Source organism: Tepidicella xavieri (assembly GCF_004363315.1).
Lineage (GTDB): Bacteria > Pseudomonadota > Gammaproteobacteria > Burkholderiales > Burkholderiaceae_C > Tepidicella > Tepidicella xavieri.
In genome coordinates, this window is record NZ_SNYL01000009.1 from 86,560 (window position 1) to 106,775 (window position 20,216).

At 67.2% G+C, this 20,216-nt stretch carries 19 protein-coding genes; 6 read left to right on the plus strand and 13 right to left on the minus strand.

Annotation, left to right across the window (positions count from 1 at the left end):
• The first annotated feature begins 28 nt into the window (after positions 1 to 28).
• Genes DFR43_RS08885 through DFR43_RS08895 form a run of 3 tightly spaced genes read left to right on the plus strand, consistent with a single transcriptional unit; the run spans position 29 to position 3,545 of the window.
• Positions 29 to 1,543 (plus strand): CoA-acylating methylmalonate-semialdehyde dehydrogenase, encoded by a 1,515-nt coding sequence (locus DFR43_RS08885; RefSeq protein ID WP_133597792.1) that lies wholly within the window; start codon positions 29 to 31, stop codon positions 1,541 to 1,543.
• A 17-nt stretch (positions 1,544 to 1,560) separates the two neighbouring features.
• Entirely contained in the window at positions 1,561 to 1,854 is a 294-nt protein-coding gene (locus DFR43_RS08890) for a putative signal transducing protein (protein ID WP_133597794.1), read from the plus strand.
• Positions 1,851 to 3,545 (plus strand): GMC family oxidoreductase, encoded by a 1,695-nt coding sequence (locus DFR43_RS08895; protein ID WP_133597796.1) that lies wholly within the window; start codon positions 1,851 to 1,853, stop codon positions 3,543 to 3,545. Before DFR43_RS08890 ends, DFR43_RS08895 begins: the two co-directional genes overlap by 4 nt.
• A 213-nt stretch (positions 3,546 to 3,758) precedes the next feature.
• On the opposite strand, the gene DFR43_RS08900 is transcribed toward DFR43_RS08895, so the two are convergent.
• Both DFR43_RS08900 and DFR43_RS08905 read right to left on the minus strand, forming a co-directional pair.
• The gene (locus tag DFR43_RS08900; RefSeq protein ID WP_281276437.1) at positions 3,759 to 4,055 is read right to left on the minus strand and encodes a flagellar basal body protein; all 297 of its coding nucleotides are present in this window, start codon (positions 4,053 to 4,055) and stop codon (positions 3,759 to 3,761) included.
• Between the two features lie 61 nt (positions 4,056 to 4,116).
• Entirely contained in the window at positions 4,117 to 5,397 is a 1,281-nt protein-coding gene (locus tag DFR43_RS08905; RefSeq protein ID WP_133597798.1) for a solute carrier family 23 protein, read from the minus strand.
• Positions 5,398 to 5,528: 131 nt separating this feature from the next.
• Here DFR43_RS08905 and DFR43_RS08910 point away from each other — a divergent pair, with 131 nt between their 5' ends.
• Positions 5,529 to 7,559, plus strand: a complete 2,031-nt coding sequence (locus tag DFR43_RS08910) for an acetoacetate--CoA ligase (RefSeq protein WP_133597800.1) — start codon at positions 5,529 to 5,531, stop codon at positions 7,557 to 7,559.
• Between the two features lie 17 nt (positions 7,560 to 7,576).
• On the opposite strand, the gene DFR43_RS08915 is transcribed toward DFR43_RS08910, so the two are convergent.
• The 7 genes from DFR43_RS08915 to DFR43_RS08945 all read right to left on the minus strand — a co-directional run bounded on the left by DFR43_RS08915 (position 7,577) and on the right by DFR43_RS08945 (position 14,012).
• Positions 7,577 to 8,473: a DMT family transporter gene (locus tag DFR43_RS08915; protein WP_133597802.1), complete on the minus strand. Its 897-nt coding sequence runs from the start codon at positions 8,471 to 8,473 to the stop codon at positions 7,577 to 7,579.
• Complete coding sequence (locus DFR43_RS08920; protein WP_133597804.1) at positions 8,470 to 8,955, minus strand: flavin reductase family protein; 486 nt, start codon at positions 8,953 to 8,955, stop codon at positions 8,470 to 8,472. The genes DFR43_RS08915 and DFR43_RS08920 overlap by 4 nt, the downstream gene beginning before the upstream one ends.
• A 59-nt stretch (positions 8,956 to 9,014) precedes the next feature.
• Positions 9,015 to 10,004, minus strand: a complete 990-nt coding sequence (locus DFR43_RS08925) for a GGDEF domain-containing protein (RefSeq protein WP_133597806.1) — start codon at positions 10,002 to 10,004, stop codon at positions 9,015 to 9,017.
• Complete coding sequence (locus DFR43_RS08930) at positions 10,001 to 10,618, minus strand: chemotaxis protein CheC (RefSeq protein ID WP_133597808.1); 618 nt, start codon at positions 10,616 to 10,618, stop codon at positions 10,001 to 10,003. Before DFR43_RS08930 ends, DFR43_RS08925 begins: the two co-directional genes overlap by 4 nt.
• Positions 10,615 to 10,983 carry a response regulator transcription factor gene (locus tag DFR43_RS08935; protein ID WP_245988883.1) on the minus strand — a complete coding sequence of 123 codons (369 nt, stop codon included), beginning with the start codon at positions 10,981 to 10,983 and terminating at the stop codon, positions 10,615 to 10,617. The genes DFR43_RS08930 and DFR43_RS08935 overlap by 4 nt, the downstream gene beginning before the upstream one ends.
• A gap of 145 nt (positions 10,984 to 11,128) precedes the next feature.
• Complete coding sequence (locus tag DFR43_RS08940; RefSeq protein ID WP_245988884.1) at positions 11,129 to 12,607, minus strand: alanine/glycine:cation symporter family protein; 1,479 nt, start codon at positions 12,605 to 12,607, stop codon at positions 11,129 to 11,131.
• A 61-nt stretch (positions 12,608 to 12,668) separates the two neighbouring features.
• Positions 12,669 to 14,012 (minus strand): D-amino acid dehydrogenase, encoded by a 1,344-nt coding sequence (locus DFR43_RS08945; RefSeq protein WP_133597810.1) that lies wholly within the window; start codon positions 14,010 to 14,012, stop codon positions 12,669 to 12,671.
• Between the two features lie 117 nt (positions 14,013 to 14,129).
• On the opposite strand from DFR43_RS08945, the gene DFR43_RS08950 reads away from it, so the two are divergent.
• Entirely contained in the window at positions 14,130 to 15,044 is a 915-nt protein-coding gene (locus tag DFR43_RS08950) for a LysR family transcriptional regulator ArgP (protein WP_133597812.1), read from the plus strand.
• A gap of 32 nt (positions 15,045 to 15,076) precedes the next feature.
• Here DFR43_RS08950 and DFR43_RS08955 read toward each other — a convergent pair whose 3' ends face one another.
• Both DFR43_RS08955 and DFR43_RS08960 read right to left on the minus strand, forming a co-directional pair.
• Positions 15,077 to 15,949 (minus strand): metallophosphoesterase, encoded by an 873-nt coding sequence (locus DFR43_RS08955; RefSeq protein WP_133597814.1) that lies wholly within the window; start codon positions 15,947 to 15,949, stop codon positions 15,077 to 15,079.
• Positions 15,946 to 16,902: a LysR family transcriptional regulator gene (locus DFR43_RS08960; RefSeq protein WP_133597816.1), complete on the minus strand. Its 957-nt coding sequence runs from the start codon at positions 16,900 to 16,902 to the stop codon at positions 15,946 to 15,948. The genes DFR43_RS08955 and DFR43_RS08960 overlap by 4 nt, the downstream gene beginning before the upstream one ends.
• A gap of 105 nt (positions 16,903 to 17,007) precedes the next feature.
• On the opposite strand from DFR43_RS08960, the gene DFR43_RS08965 reads away from it, so the two are divergent.
• Positions 17,008 to 17,535, plus strand: coding sequence for a hypothetical protein (locus DFR43_RS08965; RefSeq protein WP_133597819.1), 528 nt, complete (start codon positions 17,008 to 17,010; stop codon positions 17,533 to 17,535).
• 70 nt (positions 17,536 to 17,605) lie between these two features.
• Here the strand turns inward: DFR43_RS08965 and DFR43_RS08970 are convergent, their stop codons facing one another.
• Positions 17,606 to 19,465 carry a phosphoenolpyruvate carboxykinase (GTP) gene (locus DFR43_RS08970; RefSeq protein WP_133597821.1) on the minus strand — a complete coding sequence of 620 codons (1,860 nt, stop codon included), beginning with the start codon at positions 19,463 to 19,465 and terminating at the stop codon, positions 17,606 to 17,608.
• A 286-nt stretch (positions 19,466 to 19,751) separates the two neighbouring features.
• Positions 19,752 to 19,895 (minus strand): hypothetical protein, encoded by a 144-nt coding sequence (locus DFR43_RS13620; RefSeq protein WP_164499722.1) that lies wholly within the window; start codon positions 19,893 to 19,895, stop codon positions 19,752 to 19,754.
• Positions 19,896 to 20,216: the final 321 nt, after the last annotated feature.

Genomic DNA, 20,216 nt, shown 5'->3' on the forward strand with positions numbered 1-20,216 from the left:
TCTTCGAATTTCCCTGTCCCCACGCACCATGAGCAGCACCTCCTCCATCGGCCACTACATCCAGGGCCAGATCTGTGCCGGCACCAGCGGCCGCGCGCAAGACGTCTTCAACCCCGCCACCGGCGCCGTCACCGGCCGTGTGGCCTTGGCGAGCCGCGCCGAGGTGGGCGCCGCCGTGGCCGCCGCGCAGGCCGCTTTCCCCGCCTGGGCCGACACCCCGCCGCTGCGGCGCGCGCGCGTGATGTTCAAGTTCCTGGAGCTGCTCAACCAACACCGCGACTACCTGGCACGGATGATCACCGCCGAACATGGCAAGGTGTTCACCGACGCGCAGGGCGAGGTCACGCGCGGCATCGAGATCGTCGAGTTCGCTTGCGGCATTCCACAGTTGCTCAAGGGCGACTACACCGAGCAGGTGTCCACCGGCATCGACAACTGGACGATGCGCCAGCCGCTGGGCGTGGTCGCCGGCATCACACCCTTCAATTTCCCCGTGATGGTGCCGATGTGGATGTTCCCGGTGGCCATGGCGTGTGGCAACACCTTTGTGCTCAAGCCCAGCCCCATTGACCCATCGCCCAGCCTGTTCATCGCCGAGCTGCTCAAGCAGGCCGGTCTGCCCGACGGGGTGTTCAACGTGGTGCAGGGCGACAAGGAAGCGGTGGACGCGCTGCTCGACCACCCGGACGTGAAGGCGGTGAGCTTCGTGGGCTCCACGCCCATTGCCAACTACATCTACGAGACCGGCGCCCACCACGGCAAGCGCGTGCAGGCGCTCGGTGGCGCCAAGAACCACATGGTGGTCATGCCTGACGCGGACGTGCAACAGGTGGTCGATGCGCTCATCGGCTCGGCCTACGGCTCGGCCGGCGAGCGCTGCATGGCCATCAGCGTGGCGGTGCTGGTGGGCGACGTGGCCGACCGGATCATGCCCGCGCTGGTGGAACGCACAAAATCGCTCAAGGTGCTCGACGGCATGAACCGGGCCGCCGAAATGGGGCCCATCGTCACCGAGGCGGCGCGCCAGCGCATCAGCGGCTATATCGAGGCCGGGGTGAAGGAAGGCGCCCAACTGCTGGTAGACGGCCGCGGCTTTGACGGCGCCCGGGCCGGGGCCGGGTGTGAAGGCGGTTTCTGGCTCGGAGGCACGCTGTTCGATCACGTCACGCCCGAGATGAAGATCTACCAAGAAGAGATCTTCGGCCCGGTGCTGAGCTGTGTGCGCGTGCCCGACTTGGCCACGGCGGTGCGGCTCATCAACGAGCACGAATTCGGCAACGGCACCAGTTGCTTCACCCGCGACGGCAACGTGGCGCGCGAATTCGCCCGCCGCATCCAGGTGGGCATGGTGGGCATCAACGTGCCCATTCCCGTGCCCATGGCCTGGCACGGCTTCGGCGGCTGGAAGCGCAGCCTGTTCGGCGACATGCACGCCTATGGCGAAGAAGGTGTACGCTTCTACACCAAGCAAAAGAGCGTGATGCAGCGCTGGCCCGAAAGCATCGCCAAGGGCGCCGAGTTCGTCATGCCCACCGCCCAATAACCCTGCCCACGCGCCCCATGCCCGACAACAGCCCCTACGACCCGGATGAAGGCGACTGGCAGACGCTGGAAAGCTTCTTCAGCCCCACCGAGGCGTACCTGTTGCAAGGCTGCCTGCAAGCCAGTGGCATACCGGCCATGGTGACGGACGACCAGACGGTACAAACCCACACCCTGCTGGCCAGCGCCATCCAGGTGCGGGTGCTGGTGCCCGAACGGCGGCTGGCCCAGGCCGAGGCGGTGCGCCAAGCCTGGCGCCGGGGCGACTTTGCCCTGCCCGACGACGACACGCAGTACCTGGACCCGAGATGAGCGACCTGGCCTTTGACTACATCGTCGTGGGGGCCGGCACCGCAGGCTGCCTGCTGGCCAACCGCCTCAGCGCCAACCCGGCGCACCGGGTGCTGCTGCTCGAAGCCGGCGGACCTGACAACTATCCCTGGATCCACATCCCGGTCGGCTACCTGTACTGCATCGGCAACCCGCGCACCGACTGGCTCTACCAGACCGAGCCCGACGCCGGGCTCAACGGCCGCCGCCTGCGCTACCCTCGCGGCAAGACGTTGGGCGGGTGCAGCAGCATCAACGGCATGATCTACATGCGGGGGCAAAGCCGCGATTACGACCAGTGGGCCGAGATCACCGGCGACGACGCCTGGCGCTGGGCCCACTGCCTGCCCGACTTCATGGCGCACGAGGACCACTGGCGGCTCGATGCCCAGCAGGCCGGCCTGAGCGACCCACTGCTGGCCACCCTGCATGGCCACGGCAGCTTGGGCAGCAGCGGTGAATGGCGCGTGGAAAAACAGCGTCTGCGTTGGGACATCCTCGACGCCTTTGCCCAGGCCGCCCAGCAGGCCGGCATTGTCGCCACCGACGATTTCAACCGCGGCAACAATGAGGGCGTGGGCTATTTCGAAGTCAACCAGCGGGCGGGCTGGCGCTGGAACGCCTCCAAGGCCTTCTTGCGGCCGGTGCGCCACCGCCCCAACCTGGTGGTCTGGACGGGCGCTCAGGTCAAGCGTCTGTGGCTGGAGCGCGGCTTCGACGGGGCCCTGCGCTGCCACGGCGCCGAACTGGTCCGAGCCGGTGAGGCGCTGCGCGTGCAGGCCCGACGCGAGCTGATCCTCAGCGCCGGAGCGGTGAATTCGCCACAGATTCTTCAGCTCTCGGGCATCGGCCCAGGCGCGTGGCTGCAACCACATGGCATCGCGGTGCTGGCCGACTTACCGGGCGTAGGGGCCAACCTGCAAGACCACCTGCAGATCCGTGCCGTGTTCAAGGTGCAGGGCGTGCCAACGCTCAACACCCTGGCCAACAGCTGGTGGGGCAAGGCCCGCATTGGGCTGGAATACCTGCTGCGCCGCACCGGCCCCATGAGCATGGCCCCGAGCCAGTTGGGCGCCTTCACCCGCAGCTCACCGGCCTACACATGGCCCAACGTGGAATACCACGTGCAGCCGCTCAGTCTCGACGCCTTCGGCGAACCCCTGCACCCCTTTGCGGCTTTCACCGCGAGCGTGTGCAACCTCAACCCCACCAGCCGGGGCACGGTGCGCATCCGCAGCCCCCACTTCACCGCCGCGCCGGCCATCGCCCCCCACTACCTCTCCACGCCCGAGGACCGGCAGGTGGCCGCCGACAGCCTGCGTCTGACGCGGCGCATCGTGGCCCAGCCGGCACTGGCCCGCTACCAGCCAGAGGAATACAAGCCAGGCCCGCAGTACCAGAGCGACGAAGAACTCACCCGGCTGGCGGGCGACATCGCCACCACCATTTTTCATCCGGTGGGCACCACCGCCATGGGCCGCGACGGCGATCCGCAGGCCGTGCTCGACAGCCATTTCCGCGTGCGCGATCCGGCCGGCGGGCCGTCAGGGCGGATACAGGGCCTGCGGGTGGTGGACGCGGGGGCCATGCCCATCATCACCAGCGGCAACACCAACAGCCCCACGCTCATGATGGCCGAAAAAGCCGCGCGATGGATCTTGGCCGGCGCCTGAGCCTGGCCCCGGGTAACTCCCTATGTTCGCCGATCAGGCGCTTTCCTAGAATACAACCACTCGCTGTATGGGCATTACTGCCTGCATCGTTGGCGAGAGGACCGAGGAGACAACCCCCAACACCAAAACCATCGATCCAGCGTCCCCAGAGATGCCTTTACATGCGCCAGCCTTCGTGCTGGCGTTTTTGTGGGCCCTGGGAGCGCGGTGGGCTCAGGCGCGCGTGTCCAGCAGCCGGCCCAGCGTTTGATCCGCGGCCCGCACCACCTGCAGGTTGGCCTGAAAGCCATAGGTGGCCATTTTTTGCTCGACCAGATCCCTTGGCAGATCGGCGCCCGGGGCGGGGCGCTTGTCCACCTGGGCCATCACGCCGCCGCTGGCCTGCGCCTGCTGGCGCACTTCGTCGCGCCGGAAGCCTTCGGTCTGGGCATTGGCCACGTTGTTGGCCGCCGCATCGAGGCGCAACTGCGCGGCTTGCATTCCGGACTGGGCAATCGACAGGGCATCCACGGCACGACTCCTAAAACCCCAGTGTACGCCCAAGCACGGCCTGCCGCCAAGCCATAGCCCTTCAGCGGCCGCGGCTGAGCAGCGCGTGCAGCAAGATGGCACCGAAGGTCGCCGTCCCGATGCCGCCCAGCTCGAAACCACCGAACTTCAGGGTGAAATCCCCGGTGCCCAGCACCAGCGTGATGGCGGCCACCAGCAGGTTCTTGTTGTCGGAAAAATCCACCTGGTTATCGACCCAGATCTTGGCGCCGGCAATGGCGATCAGGCCGAACACCACGATCGAGACGCCCCCCATCACGGCCAGCGGGATGGCCTGGATCACCGCGCCGAACTTGGGGCTGAAGCCGAGCAGGATGGCCATCAGCGCCGCGATGACGAAGATGGCGGTGGAATAGATCTTGGTCGCGGCCATGACGCCGATGTTCTCGGCATAGGTGGTCACGCCCGTGCCGCCCACGCCGCCGGCCACCATGGTGGCCACCCCGTCGCCCATGAAGGCCCGGCCCATGTACACGTCCAGGTTCTTGCCGGTCATGGCGGTCACGGCCTTGATGTGGCCCAGGTTCTCCGCCACCAGGATGATGGCCACCGGCGCGATCAGCAGCATGGCGTTGGCCTCGAACACCGGGGCGCTGAAGTTGGGCACGCCGATCCAGGCGGCATTCGCGACACCGCTCAAGTCGATCGGCTGGCCCAGGCCCAGGCCGTTGGTCAACACGGCGTAGATGAGACTGGCCACGATCAGGCCCATGAGGATGAGCAGGCGCTGCACCATGCCCCGGGTGAACACCGCCACCAGCGCCACGCTCACGAAGGTGATGGCCTGCATCCAGGCATCGAAGGCCGTGGGCGACATGTTCTTGATGGGGATGTAGGCCAGATGCAGGCCGATCACCGCCACCACCGAGCCGGTGACCACCGGCGGCATGAAGCGCTCGATCCAACCCGTGCCAGCCACATGCACGATGGCGCCGATGACGAAATACAGCAGGCCACAGGCCACGATGCCCCCCAGCGCCACCGCGATGTTGGGGTTGGCCCCGGGCCCCGTGTAACCGCTGGCCGCGATCACCACGCCGATGAAGGCAAAGCTGGAGCCCAGGTAGCTCGGCACCTTGCCGCCCGTCATCAGGAAGAAGATGAGCGTGCCGATGCCGCTCATCAGCACCGCCACGTTGGGGTCGAACCCCATGAGCAGCGGCGCCAACACCGTGGCCCCGAACATGGCGATCAGGTGTTGCACGCCCATCACCGTGGTCTGCCCCCAAGGCAGGCGCTCGTCGGGGCCGATGACGCCGCCAGCCTGCAGGGCCGCCGGGCTTTTCTCCGTCCATTGGAACATGGGAAACCTCACTCCTCGATATGAAATGGCGCGATTGTGCCCGAATGGCAAGTTTCGTGCCTGCAGGGACGCGCCGGTGATGGCGCGACCTGCCAGCCCGGCGAATAATGGAGGCCGAGGAGACGACCGCGATGACGACCACCCCGCCCTACATTCCCCAGATCCGCCTGTACCAAGACTGGCTGCGCGAGCAGCGCGGCCTGCGTTTCGACCATTACGACGCGCTATGGCGCTGGTCCACCACAGACCTGCAGGCTTTCTGGCAGAGCATCTGGGACTACTTCGGCCTGCACTCGCCCACGCCCTACCGGGCCGTGCTCGAAGGCGGCCCCATGCCACATGTGCGCTGGTTCCCGGGTGCGCAGGCGAACTACGCGCGCCAGGTGTTCCGCCACGCCGCACCGGCCCACGCCGCCGGGCATCCGGCCATCGTTGGCGAGGACGAACGCGGCCGGGTGCGGGTGTTGAGCTGGCCCGAACTGCGGCGACAGGTCGCTTCGCTGGCGCTGGCGCTCAAGGCCATGGGCGTGCAACGGGGCGATCGGGTGGCGGCCTACCTGCCCAACGTGCCGGAGACGGTCGTGTCCTTTCTGGCCTGCGCCAGCATTGGCGCCATCTGGAGCCTCTGCGCCCCCGACATGGGCACGGCGGCGGTGCTCGACCGCTTCCGCCAGATCGAGCCCAAGGTGCTGATCGGCGCCGATGGCGTGCACTACGGCGGCAAGCCACTGGACCGCTCCGCCGTCGTGGCCGAGCTGCACGCCGGCCTGCCCAGCGTGCAGCACCTCATCACTCTACGTACCCCTTATGCGGCCGAGCGGGTTGCCGGCGCCGCCGATTTCGACGCCCTGACCGACCGCGACAATGCCGCCACGGCCGCCTTGGAGCCCGAATGGCTGCCCTTCGAGCACCCGCTGTGGATCGTGTATTCGAGCGGCACCACCGGTCTGCCCAAGCCCATCGTGCACGGCCATGGTGGCATCCTGCTGACCATGCTGGCCATGAAGGTGCTGCACAACGACATCGGCCCCAGCTATGCCCCCAACAGCTGGGGCGAACGCTTCCACTGGTACAGCTCCACCGGCTGGGTGATGTGGAACGCCCAGGTGGCCGGACTGGCCGGCGGCACCACCATCGTTCTGTACGACGGCCACCCCGGCGGCAGCAAGGAACACCCGGACTGGCACGTGCTCTGGCGCTTCGCGGCGCGGCACCGAGTCACCTTCTTCGGCGCCGGGGCCGCCTACTACGCCAACTGCATGAAGGCCGGCGTGAACCTGCCCGCCCTGCAGGCCGACGGCTTCGACCTCACGCGCATCCGCGCCCTGGGCAGCACCGGCTCGCCGCTGGCCGAGGACGTGCAGCGCTGGGGCAGCGCCCAGTTCGCCGCCCTGGGCACTCCGGACATCTGGTGGGCCAACATCTCGGGCGGCACCGACTTTTGCGGCGCCTTCATCGGCGGCCACCGCGAACTACCACAAGTGCCGGGCCAGATGCAATGCCGCCAGCTCGGCTGCGCGGTCGAGGCCTGGGGCGAGGACGGCCAGCCGCTGATCGGCGAAGTGGGCGAACTGGTCTGCACGCAGCCCATCCCCTCCATGCCCCTGTACTTCTGGAACGACCCGGGCCAGCAGCGCTACCTCTCCAGCTACTTCGACATGTACCCCGGCGTCTGGCGACATGGCGACTGGCTCAAGATCGGCACCGACGGCGGCTGCGTCATCTATGGCCGCTCCGACGCCACCATCAACCGCCACGGCCTGCGCATGGGCACGAGCGAGATCTACGCAGCGGTGGAAGCCCTGCCCGAGGTGCTCGACAGCCTGGTGGTGGACCTGGAGTACCTGGGCCGTGAAAGCTACATGCCGCTGTTCGTGGTGCTGCGCCCGGGCATGACGCTGGACGACGCCTTGCGCGAGCGCATCGCCGGGGCCATCCGCACCGCGCTGTCGCCGCGCTTCGTGCCCGACGAGATCGTGCCCATGGCCGAGATTCCTCGCACCTTGAGCGGCAAGAAGCAGGAATTGCCCATCAAAAAGCTGCTGCTCGGTCAGCCGCTGGACAAAGTGGTGAACCGGGATGCCATGGCCAACCCAGGCTGCCTGGACGCCTACGTGGCCTTTGCCCAAGCCCGCCTGGCACCCGCCCTCGGACCGTGCTGAGCCCCGCGGCCGGCCACTCAGCGCCGGTTCACCAGCACGATGCCGGCGGCCACGCCCCCCAAGGCCAGCAGCAAGGCCAGCGTCAACGGCTCGCCCAGCAGGCCCACCCCGAACAGCAGCGCAAACACCGGTGTGAGGAACACGAACGACGACATGCGGGTGGCCGGGTAATGCCGCAACAGCCACATCCAGACCAGATAGCTGGCAAAAGCGCCAACCACCGTCTGCAACCCGATCGATCCCCAAGCCAGGGCCGAATAGTCCAGCCGCCAGGTCTCGCCCAAGGCCAGCGACAACAGCGGCGCGGCCACGGCCGTGACGGCGACCTGATAGAACAGCGTTTTTTCGGCGCTGGCCTGTGCCAGCGCGGTGGTGCGGATGACGAGCGTGGTCAGCCCCCACAAAATGCCTGCGGCCAGCGCGATGGCATCGCCCATGAGTTGGGTCGGGGTCGAGCGGGCAAACCCCTCGCCAAAGGCCAGCGCCACCGAGGCGAAGGCCATGCCCAAGCCCACCCACTGCACGGTGCGCAAGCGCTCCCCCGGCACGAAGCGGGGCAACAGCAAGGCCACCACGAACGGCGAGGTGTAGAGGAACACCGTCAAGCGCGACGCGGTGGTGTACTGCAGCCCGATGTAAATGCAGGCAAATTCGCCGGCAAACAGCAACCCGGCCAACAAGCCCGCCAGGAGCGTGCCGTCGCGCTGGAACAGCGACACCCCGCGCCACCGACACCACAGCCACAGCAGGGCCGTGGCCCCCACGAAACGCAAGCTGGCTTGCCACAGCGGTGGCACCTCATCCACCGTGGATTTGATGAGAATCTGCTGAAACCCCCAAAACGCGCAACAGGCCAGCAGCAGCGTGATGGCCAGGCGATCGAGATGGTCCTTGCGGGCCGCGGGCCCGCTCACAGCGGATGCTCCGTGTAAAAACGGCCGCCGTGATAAAGCAGAGGACGCAACTCGCTGCGGTGCTGGCAGCGCTCGACCTGACCCACGAAAATCACGTGATCCCCCTCCTCATAGCGGCTGCGGTTGAAGCACTCGAAGGTGGCGATCGCGCCTTCGAGCAACGGCGCGCCGGCGGCCCCCTCGGTGTACGCCACGCCGGCCCAGCGGTCCACGCCGCGGGCGGCAAAGCGCAGCGCCAGCTCCCGCTGCTGCGCGCTGAGCACGTTGATCGCGTAATGCGTCCTGCCGCGGAACACCGGCAAGGCGCTGGAACCGCTCGACAGGCTCCACAGCACCAGCGGTGGCGACAGAGACACCGAATTGAAGGAGTTGGCCGTCAGCCCCACCAGCGCCCCGTCTTCGGCCCGGGCGGTGACGATGGTCACGCCGGTGGCGAAGCGGCCCAGGGCGGCCCGGAAAGTCTCGGCGGTGGGGGGAAGCATGGAAACGATTGTGCCTGTTCGATCAGCGCCCCGGGCTCACCCAGGGTCCAAACCCCTGCTCAGGGCGCGGGCGCCGGCTGGTATTCGAGCACGGAAACCCGGTCACGCCCCTGGCGCTTGGCCTGATACAAGGCCCGGTCGGCCAGCAGGATGAGGGTATCGGGCGACAGCCCCGGCACCGGCCGCTCGCACGCCACCCCGGCACTGACGGTCACCACCCCCAGCGGGCTGCCCGTATGCGGCAGGCCGTGTGCCCGCACCTGCGCCACCACGCGGTGCGCCAGTTGCAATGCCCCGGCCAGATCGGTGCCGGGCAACAGCATGGCGATTTCTTCCCCACCGTAACGGCACACCACATCGCGCGGCCGCTGGGCCTGCGCCTCCACGACGCCGGCCACCAGTCGCAGGCATTCGTCACCCTGCAAATGGCCATAGGTATCGTTGTAGGCTTTGAAATGGTCCACGTCGAACAAGACCAGCCCCAGACTTTCCTGGGTACGCTGCGCATGGCGCCATTCGCGCTCGAACATCGCGTCGAAATGGCGCCGGTTGCCGATGTCGGTCAAGGCATCGATGTGCGCCATGGCGTGCATGCGTTCGGCCTGCTGCTTGAGCAGCCGCTCGCGGGCCACCGCCGGCGTGACGTCCCAGACCTGGATGAGCAGATAGCGCCCGCCCAGTTCACGCGCTGGCTCCGCGCCCGTCGGCACGATCTGGATGCTTTGCTTGAGCTGACGCTCGGGCGAGGGGTCCCCCGTCAGCGGATACAGGGGCAACGCGGTCGGGTGCAGCGTCTCGGAAAGCAGCGCGGGAAAGCCATCCTGGCGCACGCTGTGCAAGCGCCGCTCGAAATGCCCGCCTCGCAAAGCGGGAAACACGTCAAACAACGGGCGACCCACCACCGCATCGGCGCCGAGGCGCGCACGCCGCAACAGCCACGGATTGGCAAAGACGATGACCAGATCGTCATCGAGCACCAGCAAGCCCGCCTGCACGCTGGCCAGCGCCCACGCCAGCCACGGTGGCGCCCCCCCTCCCACCTGGCTCACGCCCCGCCTCCTGGCAGACGCCGGATGAAGTCCGCGACCCGCTCCTCCAGCATGCCGGTGGAACGCATGTCCAGCAGGAACGCCAGGTAGCCGTGAATGCTGCGCGTGGCGATGTCGAAGCGCACCTGCAGGCTCAGCAGCGGCTCGTCCACGTCCTGCTCGGCCAGCAGCACGTCCGACACCACGCCGAGTTCGACCTCCGGCAATGAGCCGTCCAGCGCCAGGCCCAGGCTGTCGGCCACGCTGGCCACCACCGAATTGAGCAAGATGTTGCCAATTTCGGCCAACGCCTCCTGCTCCATTTCGCCCAGATGCTCCAGCGGCACCTGCTCACCCACCATGATCTGCACGAGTTGCAAGCTCTGCTCGGCCGGGAACATGAGAATGGCATCGGTGACGATGTCGCCGTGAAACCCTTGGCGCACGGCGCTGACGCGCTTGTCGTCGCCACGGGCGAGCTGGCGGATCACCTCGGCCTTGGGCAACAGACGCACCTCGGGAATGCTCAGCAGCACCGGCTCGCCAGCGAGCTGGCTCAACGCGTCGGCCGCCTGGCCCACGCCCATGTTGAACAGCTCGGTCAGAGCGTCCAGTTCGAGGGGGGAGAGCTTCATGCGCTGGCCCGGAAATAGTCCACCGCCTGCTGGATGGCGGCTTCGGTCACGGGCTTCTGGATGAACTTGACGCCCAGCGTCTGGGCCCGCTCGCGGCTGCTTTCCTGGATGTTGGCCGTCAACATCGCGATGCGTGCCTGCGGCAAGAGGGCCTGCAGGCGCTCGGCGGCGTCAAAACCACTCATGCCGGGCATGTTCACGTCCATGGTGATGAAATCCGGCCGCAGCTCGAGGGCGCGCTGCACCGCCTCGTCCCCGGAGGCGGCTTCGAGCACTTCCCAGTCGAGTTGCAGCGAGGCTACCTTGCCCTTGATGATCATGCGCGAGACGCGGCTGTCGTCAACGATGAGCAGTCGCTTGGCCAATTCGGTCCCCTGAGAAGTATCGTTGGATGGATCGAAGGCCTTGGACGTCGTGCGCGCCCCCAAAAAACAATAACCGGCCTCGAAAAATGGTTATTGTCGCCCATTCGAGGCCGGCCATCAATACCCCCATAGGGGCCGTCACCGATCAGCGGAAGCGGGTGATGCGACCGCTTTGAATGCCTTCCCAGTACTGCTCCAGCTCTCGCTTGACCACCGGCATGAGGAAGTACAGGCCGATGATGTTGGCAATCGCCATGGCGAAGATCATCGAATCCGAGAAGTCGATGACCGGGCCCAGCGCCATGGTCGAGCCGATGACCACGAAGGCCAGGAACAGCAGCTTGTACGACAGATCGGCCGCCTTGCTGTCGCCAAACAGATAGGTCCAGGCCTGCAGGCCATAGTACGACCAGGTGATCATGGTCGAGAAAGCAAACAGCACCACGCACACCGCCAGCACATAGGGGAACCAGGAAATCGTGCTGGCAAAGGCGGCAGAGGTCAGCGCCACACCGCGGGCTTCACCGGCAAGTTCGGTCACGCCACTGGCCGTCACGTGACCGGTGATGATGATGACCAGCGCCGTCATGGTGCAGATGACCACCGTGTCGATGAACGGCTCCAGCAGCGCAGCGAAGCCCTGCGAGACCGGCTGATCGGTGCGCACGGCGGAATGGGCGATGGCGGCCGAGCCGATGCCGGCCTCGTTGGAGAAGGTCGCGCGCCTGAAGCCCTGGATCAACGCCCCAACCACGCCACCGGCCACACCCTCGGCCGAAAACGCGCCGCCGATGATCTGGCCAAACGCCCACAGGATCTGGTCGGCGTTGACGATCAGCACCACCATGCCGGCACCCAGGTACAGCAGCGCCATGCCCGGTACCAGCTTGGCCGTGACAGCCGCAATCGACTTGATGCCGCCGATAATGACCAGGCCCACGATGACCGCCATGATCAGACCGAACAACCACCCCTGGCCCGCCAGCGGGCTGCTGGCGCCACCGGTCACGTTGACCACCTGCTGGAAGCTCTGATTGGCCTGGAACATGTTGCCCCCGCCTATCGAGCCGCCGATACAGCAGATGGCAAAAAACACCGCCAGAAACTTGCCCAGCCGCGCCCGCCCCTGCTCGGCCAGGCCCTTGGAGAGGTAGCGCATCGGCCCGCCGGCCACCACGCCATCGGCTTTGCGGATGTCGCGGTACTTCACGCCGAGCGTCACCTCGGTGAACTTGGAGGCCATGCCCAGCAGGCCGGCCAGGATCATCCAGAACGTGGCGCCAGCGCCGCCGATGGCCACCGCCACGGCCACGCCGGCGATGTTGCCCAGCCCCACGGTGCCGGAGACGGCCGCCGTCAACGCCTGAAAGGGCGTGACTTCACCCGGGTGCTTGGGGTCGGCATAGCGCCCGCGCACGATGTCGATGGCGTGCTTGAACCCGCGGATCTGGATGAAGCGGAAGTAGAACGTGAAGACGATGGCGGCGATGATGAGCCAGCCGACGATGAGGGGGAAGGCCGTGCCGGCCACGGGCACGGAGTAAAAGATGAGGCCGGCAACGAAATCGGAAGCCGGTTGGATGGCCGAGCTGATGCGCTCGTCCAGCGTCATGGACGTACTCACGGGGGTCTCCTCGTACGGATGTTGTCGTTATCCGCTTGTGGCGGACGGAAAAAGGCCACCTTCAGGCCATCGCGCGTGGCGAGAGCGAGCCGGCGAACCGCTGGTACTCCGTCTCGGATTCACCGGCAAAACGCATCGCGATGGCGGGGCGCTCGCCGCTGATCAGCTCGGCCAGGGCACGGCCCGATCCGGCCCCGTGCGTCCAGCCCAGCGTACCGTGTCCGGCATTGATCCACAAACCGGCAATCCGGGTGCGGCCGATGAGGGGGATGTTCGTCGGCGTGGCCGGGCGCAACCCGCACCAGAACTGGGGGTCGCCCCCCTGCTCGGGCAGGCGCGTGTCCACCGCGCCGGGAAACACCTCCTCGATGCGGCGCACCAGCATGCGGCAGCGGGCCTGTGCCAGCGGGGTGTCCAGCGACAGATCGAACCCTCCAAGCTCGATCGTGCCGGCCACCCGCAAACGGTCACCGAGACGAGAAATCGCCATTTTACGGCCGTCGTCCAGCAGGCTGACCTGCGGCGTGCGGGCCGCGTCGAGCACGGGCAACGTGGCGCTGTAGCCCTTGCCCGGGTAGATGGGCACGCGCACCCCGACGGTGCGCAACAGCGGCGCGGTGTAGGAACCGCACGCCACGACCACGGCATCGGCCTCCAGGACCTTGGTGATCCCGGTCTGCGCGTGTTTGATGACCACACGCCGGATGGCCCCGCCTTCGACGGCGAGTTGCTCGATCTGGTGTGAAAACAGCAGATTGACCCCCTGCTGGCGACACAGCGCCGCCAGTTTCTGGGTGAACACGCGGGCGTCGCCATGCTCGTCGGTCTGGGTGTAGGTGCCGCCGACGATCCGGCTGGCGCAGGCCTGCAGCGCCGGCTCGATGCGCAGCAGCTCTTGGCGATCGACCACACGGCGCTGCACCCCATGACGCGCCATCAGCTCGGCCGCCTGCCCCGCCTCCTCGAAGGCTTTCTGATCCATGTAGTAGTGCGCGATGCCACGCTGCGAACGGTGGTATTCGATGCCGGTCTCGGCCACCATCGCTTTGAGGGTTTCGTGGCTGTAGCGGCCCAGGGCCACGATCTGCGCCAGATTGCGCTCGAAGGCGCGGTCGTTGCATTCGGCCAGGAAGCGCAGCAGCCAGACCCACTGGGTGGCATCGAGCTGAGGCCGCCACAACAGCGGGGCTTCGCGGTCAAACATCCACTTCAACGCCTTCCAGGGCGCTTCGCGGTTGGCCCAGGGCTCGCAGTAGCTCACCGAAATCTGCGCCGCATTGGCGTAGCTCGTCTCCAGCGCCGCTTCGGGCTGGCGATCGACGAGCGTGACCTCGTGGCCGCGCCGCATCAGATGCCAGGCCGTGCTCGTGCCGATGATGCCGGCCCCCAGAACGATGACGCGCATACCGTGTCCCCTTGTTGTCTACCCGCAAGAAAACCGCAGTATGCGAAATCCGTCAATAGTTGTGAAGTCGGATTAAACTTACGGCGATTCAATAAGCCAAACTGATTTGGAGGCGCGATGAGCACTTTCGACCCGGATGCGCTCGAATGCCTGGCCGCGATCGTCGAGGAAGGCGGCTTCGAGCGGGCGGCCCAGCGGCTGTCGATCACCCAGTCGGCCGTGTCGCAGCGCCTGCGGGCCCTGGAAGCCCAGGTCGGCACGGTGCTGGTGGTGCGCAGCCGCCCGCTCAAGGCCACGGCGGCAGGTCAGCTCTTGCTCAAGCACACGAAGATGATGCGGCTGCTGCGCGCCGACCTGGAGCGCGATTTGCGCGAACTGGCGCCCAACGCGGCCCGTGGCCAACGCGACGAGGACCGCATCGCCGTGGCCATCAACGCCGACAGCATCGCCACCTGGGCCCTGCCGGCCCTCACCCCTCTGATTCAGGAAGGCCTGGCCATCGAGATCATCCACGACGACCAGGATTTCACCCACGAGTGGCTGCGCGAAGGCCAGGTGATGGGGTGCGTGACCTCACTGGGGCAGGCGCTGCGCGGCTGCCGGCTGGAGCCGCTGGGCGCGATGCCCTACGCCGCCGTGGCCTCGCCGGCCTTTGCTGCCGAGGCGCTGCAAGGGCGGCTGACCCCTTACAACTTTCATCGCGTGCCTTTCATCGCGTTCAACCGCAAAGACGATTTGCAACGCGACTTTGTCTGCCAGGCGTTTGGGCTGCCGCGCGCCTCGCTCAAGCAGGTCTATGTGCCCTCTTCCGAAGGGCAGGTGCGTGCCGCGCTGGCCGGCTGGGGCGTGACGGCCGTGCCCCGTCCGCTGGTAGCGTCCTTGCTGCAGAGCGGGCAGTTGCTGGACGTGGCGCCCGATCACGATTACCGGGTGCCGCTGTACTGGCATTGCTGGAATCTGGCCTCCGACGTGCTCGACGGCCTCAGCCGCGCATTGCGCCAAGGGGCGGCCCAGGCGCTCGCGCCGCTGTGACGCGCGCCCGAAACCCCGTGCTTGGCTGAAGGTCAGGCGCACCCCAAGACTGCGCGATCGTCCACCTCCACCACACACACCGGATCGAACCCCTCCTGCTCGGCCTTGTCGGCATAGCCCAGCGGATTGGCCACCACGCGACAGCCGTGCAGACGGTAGTCCTGGCGGCAATGCAGGTGGCCATGCAGCCAGACGTCGGCCAGCGCCAGCCAGTCGTCGAGGGCGTTGCAAAAGCCGGCCGTGCCCGGGTTGATGCCATAGCGCGGATCCTGGCTGCGCAGACTCGGGGCGAAGTGCGTGACCACCACCGTCGGGCCGGGATGGGGCTGCTCCAGCGCCGTTCGCAGCCAGTCCTGCGCAGCCAGGGCTTCTTCGCGCACCGCCTGGGCATCGAACAGCCGGCCATGGCGCTGGGTCTGCATGCGCGTGAGGTGGAAATTGGCGGCGCGAAACGCGCGTTCACGCAGTTTCACGGCGCGTGCCTGCGGCTCGGCCGGCAGGCCGCGCCCGGCATGGGGCACCTGGGCCAAGGCGTCGAAGTCGCTCCACAAGGTCGTGCCGATGAAGCGCACCCCCGCCAGCACGTGCGTCGCGCGCTCCAGCCACACAATCCCCAGTCGCTCACAGGTGGCACGCAAGCGGCGGTGGGCGTCGTCGAAGTCCAGTCCGTCGTACTCATGGTTGCCCGGGCAGAACAGCACCGGGGTGGGCCACCCGGCATACTGGGGCAACGGTGAAAACCGCTGCAAGCCCCAGTCTGGCTCCGCCATCTGGGCGCCGTCGGGGCGGCGCTGGTAGGAGCCGATGTCGCCCGCGAGCACCAGCACGTCGGCACCTGGGGCCACCACGGGGCAAAAGCCTGGGTTGGCTTCGAGATGCAGGTCGCTGAGCAGTTGGATTCTCATGCGCCCGCCTCCTGCGCGACGGCTCGCCAGACGGTGTCGCGCAACCAGCGCTGCGCCGCCTGGCCGTGGCTTTGGCGGTGCCACAGCATGTCCACATGCACCGGGGGCAGCTCCAGTGGCAGCGGGCGATGCACCAGCGCGTGCTCCTGGCCAGTCATGCCCAGAAAATGGTGGGGCAGCACGGTCAACAAATCGGACGTCGCCACCACTTGCCCGGCCGTGAAGAACTGGTTGACCGTCAGCACCACGCGCCGGCGGCGCGACTGGGCCGCCAGCGCCTCGTCCACGAAGCCCCAGGGCCGCCCGGAAAAACTCACCAGCAGATGCCGGGCCGCGCAGTAGGCATCCAGCGTCAGGGGGCCGGCGGCCAAGGGATGCCCTTGCCGCATCACCACGACGTACGCCGTGTCGTACAGGCGGCGCGATTGGAAGCGCGGCACATGGTCCTGCAGGTGGGAGGCGCTCAGCTCGGCCAGCACGCCGGGGAAATGCCCGATCGCCAGATCCACCCCACCGTGCTCCAGCAGCTCGCGCGGGTCGCGCGTGGTCAGCGGCAGCACCCGCAACGTCACGCCCGGCGCTTCGCGGTCCAGACATTGCACCAGCGCCGGCATGATCTTGGCCGCCGTGGCATCCGCCATGGCCAGCACGAAATGGTGCGTGGCCGTGGCCGGCTCGAACGCCCCCGGGGCCAAAGCCCCCCGCAACTGCTGCAAGGCTTCGCGCACGGTGGGCCAGAGCGTGGCCGCCAGCGGCGTCGGCTCCACGCCATAGCCCGCCCGCCGCACCAGATCATCGCCGGTGAGTTCGCGCAGCCGCCGCAGGGCGTTGCTCACGGCCGGCTGCGTCATCGACAGGTTGTGCGCCGCGCGCGTGAGGTTGCGCTCGGCCATCACTTCGTCGAACACGCGCAGCAGGTTCAGATCCAAGGTGCGGAAGTTCAGCTCATTCATTTCAATGGCGAATATAAGCCATCACAAAAATAAATTGGTGTGACATGAGGGTTTGCCCTAATATTCGCCCCATGCAATGCTGCATTGCAGCACAAGGAGCCTGACATGACCGCATACGCCTCAACTTCTGCCCCTGTGGCTGGGGCGCCGAGCCGCCCCTCCGCCCGCCGCACCGACCGTCCGCTGGCCGCCCTGCTGCTGGCCGCCGCCGTGGCCGCGCTGGCCGTGGCCACCGACCGGCTGATGGCCTCCTGGGCCGACGAGCATCTGCTGGCCACCTGGGTGGCCATGTGGGCCGTGGTGTTTGCCGGCAGCCTGCTGCTGGCCGGCACCGCCCGCCGCGCCGCCCAGCGCCTGCTGACGCTGCTCGATGGCTGGGCCCGCGCCCGCGCTGCCGCCCGCGCCGACGCCCGGCTGCTGGTGCTGGCCCGTCACGACCCGCGCGTGATGGCCGATCTGCAAGCCGCCCGCGACCGCGCCGACCTGACCGTCCACACCGAGGCCCTGGCTCCGTTGGGCCTGCCCGAGGTGTCGCGCCGCTCGGCGATCGACCCGGCGCGGGAATGGAACTGGGAAGCCGGTGCCGTGGTGGACATGGACGGCCGCCGCCGCATGGTGCCGTTCTACGTATAAGCCAGCGGCCAGCGCCGTGGCGCTCGCCACGGCCGCCGACCTTGCCCAGGCAGCCGACGGCTGCCTTTTTTCATGCGCAAGCCGCCAGCCGGGCCTCGATGCGAGCCTTGACCTCGGTCAGCGCCTGGGGCAGGCGTGCCGCGAGCTGCTCGAAGTGCTCGGCATGCAGCGCCAGTTCACGCTGCCAGTCGGCCGGGTCGATGCGGCTGACGGCGGCGTACTGCTCGGGGCTGAAGTCCAGGCCATCCCAGTGCAGGTCTTCGTAACGCGGACTCACGCCGAAGGGGTGCTCCACGCCCTGGCCCATGCCTTCGAGGCGGTCCAGCATCCATTTGAGCACTCGCATGTTGTCGCCGAAGCCCGGCCAGACGAACTGCCCGTCGGGCCCTTTGCGGAACCAGTTGACGCAGAAAATGGCCGGCAGCCGGGCGCCAGCGGCCTGCAAGCGCGCGCCCAGATCCAGCCAGTGCTGGAAGTAGTCGCCCATGTGGTAGCCGCAGAACGGCAGCATGGCAAATGGGTCGCGCCGCACCACGCCCTGCGCCCCAAAGGCCGCGGCGGTGGTTTCGGAACCCATGGTGGCCGCCATGTACACGCCCTCCACCCAGTCGCGGGCTTCGGTCACCAGGGGCACGGTGTTGGAGCGCCGTCCGCCAAAAATGAATGCATCGATCGGCACCCCGGCCGGCGAGTCCCAGGCCTCGTCAAGCGCGGGGTTGTTGGTGGCCGACACCGTGAAGCGGGCGTTGGGATGGGCGGCTTTTCGGCCCGTGGCCTTGGCAATGTCGGGCGTCCACGCCTGCCCCTGCCAGTCGGTGGCACGCTCAGGCGCGGGCCCCATGCCTTCCCACCACACATCGCCGTCGTCGGTCAACGCCACGTTGGTGAAGATGACGTCGCGGTCCAGGCTGGCCATGCAGTTGGGATTGGTCAGCGTGTTGGTGCCCGGCGCCACGCCGAAATAGCCAGCCTCGGGATTGATGGCGTAGAGACGCCCATCAGGGCCGGGCTTGATCCAGGCAATATCGTCGCCGATGGTGGTGACCTTCCAGCCCTCGAAACCCTTGGGCGGGATGAGCATGGCGAAATTGGTCTTGCCGCAAGCGCTGGGAAAAGCCGCGGCCACGTGGTATTTCTTGCCAGCCGGACTGGTGACGCCCAGAATGAGCATGTGCTCGGCCAGCCAGCCTTGTTCGCGCCCCATGGTGGAAGCGATGCGCAACGCCAGACACTTCTTGCCCAGCAGCGCGTTGCCGCCGTAACCGGAGCCGTAGGACCAGATCTCACGCGTCTCGGGGTAGTGGACGATGTACTTGGTGGTGGGGTTGCAGGGCCAGGCCACGTCTTTCTGACCGTCGGCCAACGGCGCGCCCACGGTGTGCACGCAGGGCACGAACTCGCCATCGACGCCCAGCACGTCGTACACGGCGCGGCCCATGCGGGTCATGTGCCGCATGTTGACGACCACATAGGGGCTGTCAGACAACTCCACCCCGATGTGGGCGATGTGCGAGCCCAGCGGCCCCATGCTGAAAGGGATCACGTACAGGGTGCGGCCCCGCATGCAGCCGTCGAACAGCGGGCGCAGGGTGGCGCGCATCTCGGCCGGGGCGACCCAGTTGTTGGTGGGGCCGGCATCGTCGGGGTTTTCGGTGCAGATGAAGGTGCGGTCTTCGACCCGGGCCACGTCGGACGGGTCGGACCAAGCCAGGTAGGAATTCGGCCGCTTGGCCGGGTTGAGGCGCTTGAGCGTGCCAGCGGCCACCATTTGCTCGCACAGGCGGTCGTACTCGGCTTGGCTGCCGTCGCACCATTCGATGCGTTCGGGCTTGCACAGCGCGGCCATCTCGGCCACCCAGGCGATGAGCCTGGCGTTCTTGACGTAATCGGGCACCTTGAGTTCAAGGCCCTGCATCAGCGGTGCGTTCATGAGATCGACTCCAGAAGGTAAGAAAGCGGATGTGGAAAGACCACGCCGCGTCCGGGAGTCAGACGATCTCAGGGTATGGCATACGGCTTTCCATATCCCTTTCTTGACCGAGGGACTGCGCTTGTCGCCCGCACCAGGGGCAAGAATCATGAATTTTATGAAATGCGCATGAAATCGTCACCCGCTTTTCATGCAAAACTTGCATGAGTTAATGCCTCATAACGATCTCGGCACCCAACAAAAAAACCGGCCCAGGGCCGGTTTCTGGTCGTCAGCCTGAGAGGGATCAGGCCATGGTCACGGCAATGAAGGCCAGCAGAAAGATCAGCAGGGCGCCCGCCAAGGGCAGCACCCAGGGGATCACGTCCACGATGGCCTCGGCCGGATCGACTTCTTCCTGGTGTTGCTCGTGCTGCGGGGCGTGGCTCATGAAGGGCTCCTGAATAGGCGGTAATGGGGTTTCTCACTTGATTTTAATCAAATTGCCGCCAAACCGGCCTCGGGTTTTGCCGAGCCCCTTCCATGTTGCCGTCAGCTGGGGTATGGTTCGCCCCACAGGCCGGGCCACCTTGGGCTGCCCGGCTGGCAGCAGGAGTCGTCCTCGGATGGTCAAGCGTTCGACGTCACCCCGGGCCGATGGGCAGGTGCTGCGCGAGCGCTCGCCTGCCCCCAAGCCCACGCCCCCCGAGCCCGCCACGCGGGCGCGCCCGGAGCGCGCCGCGACGCGTGCCTTGGCCGGGGGGCACGCGGC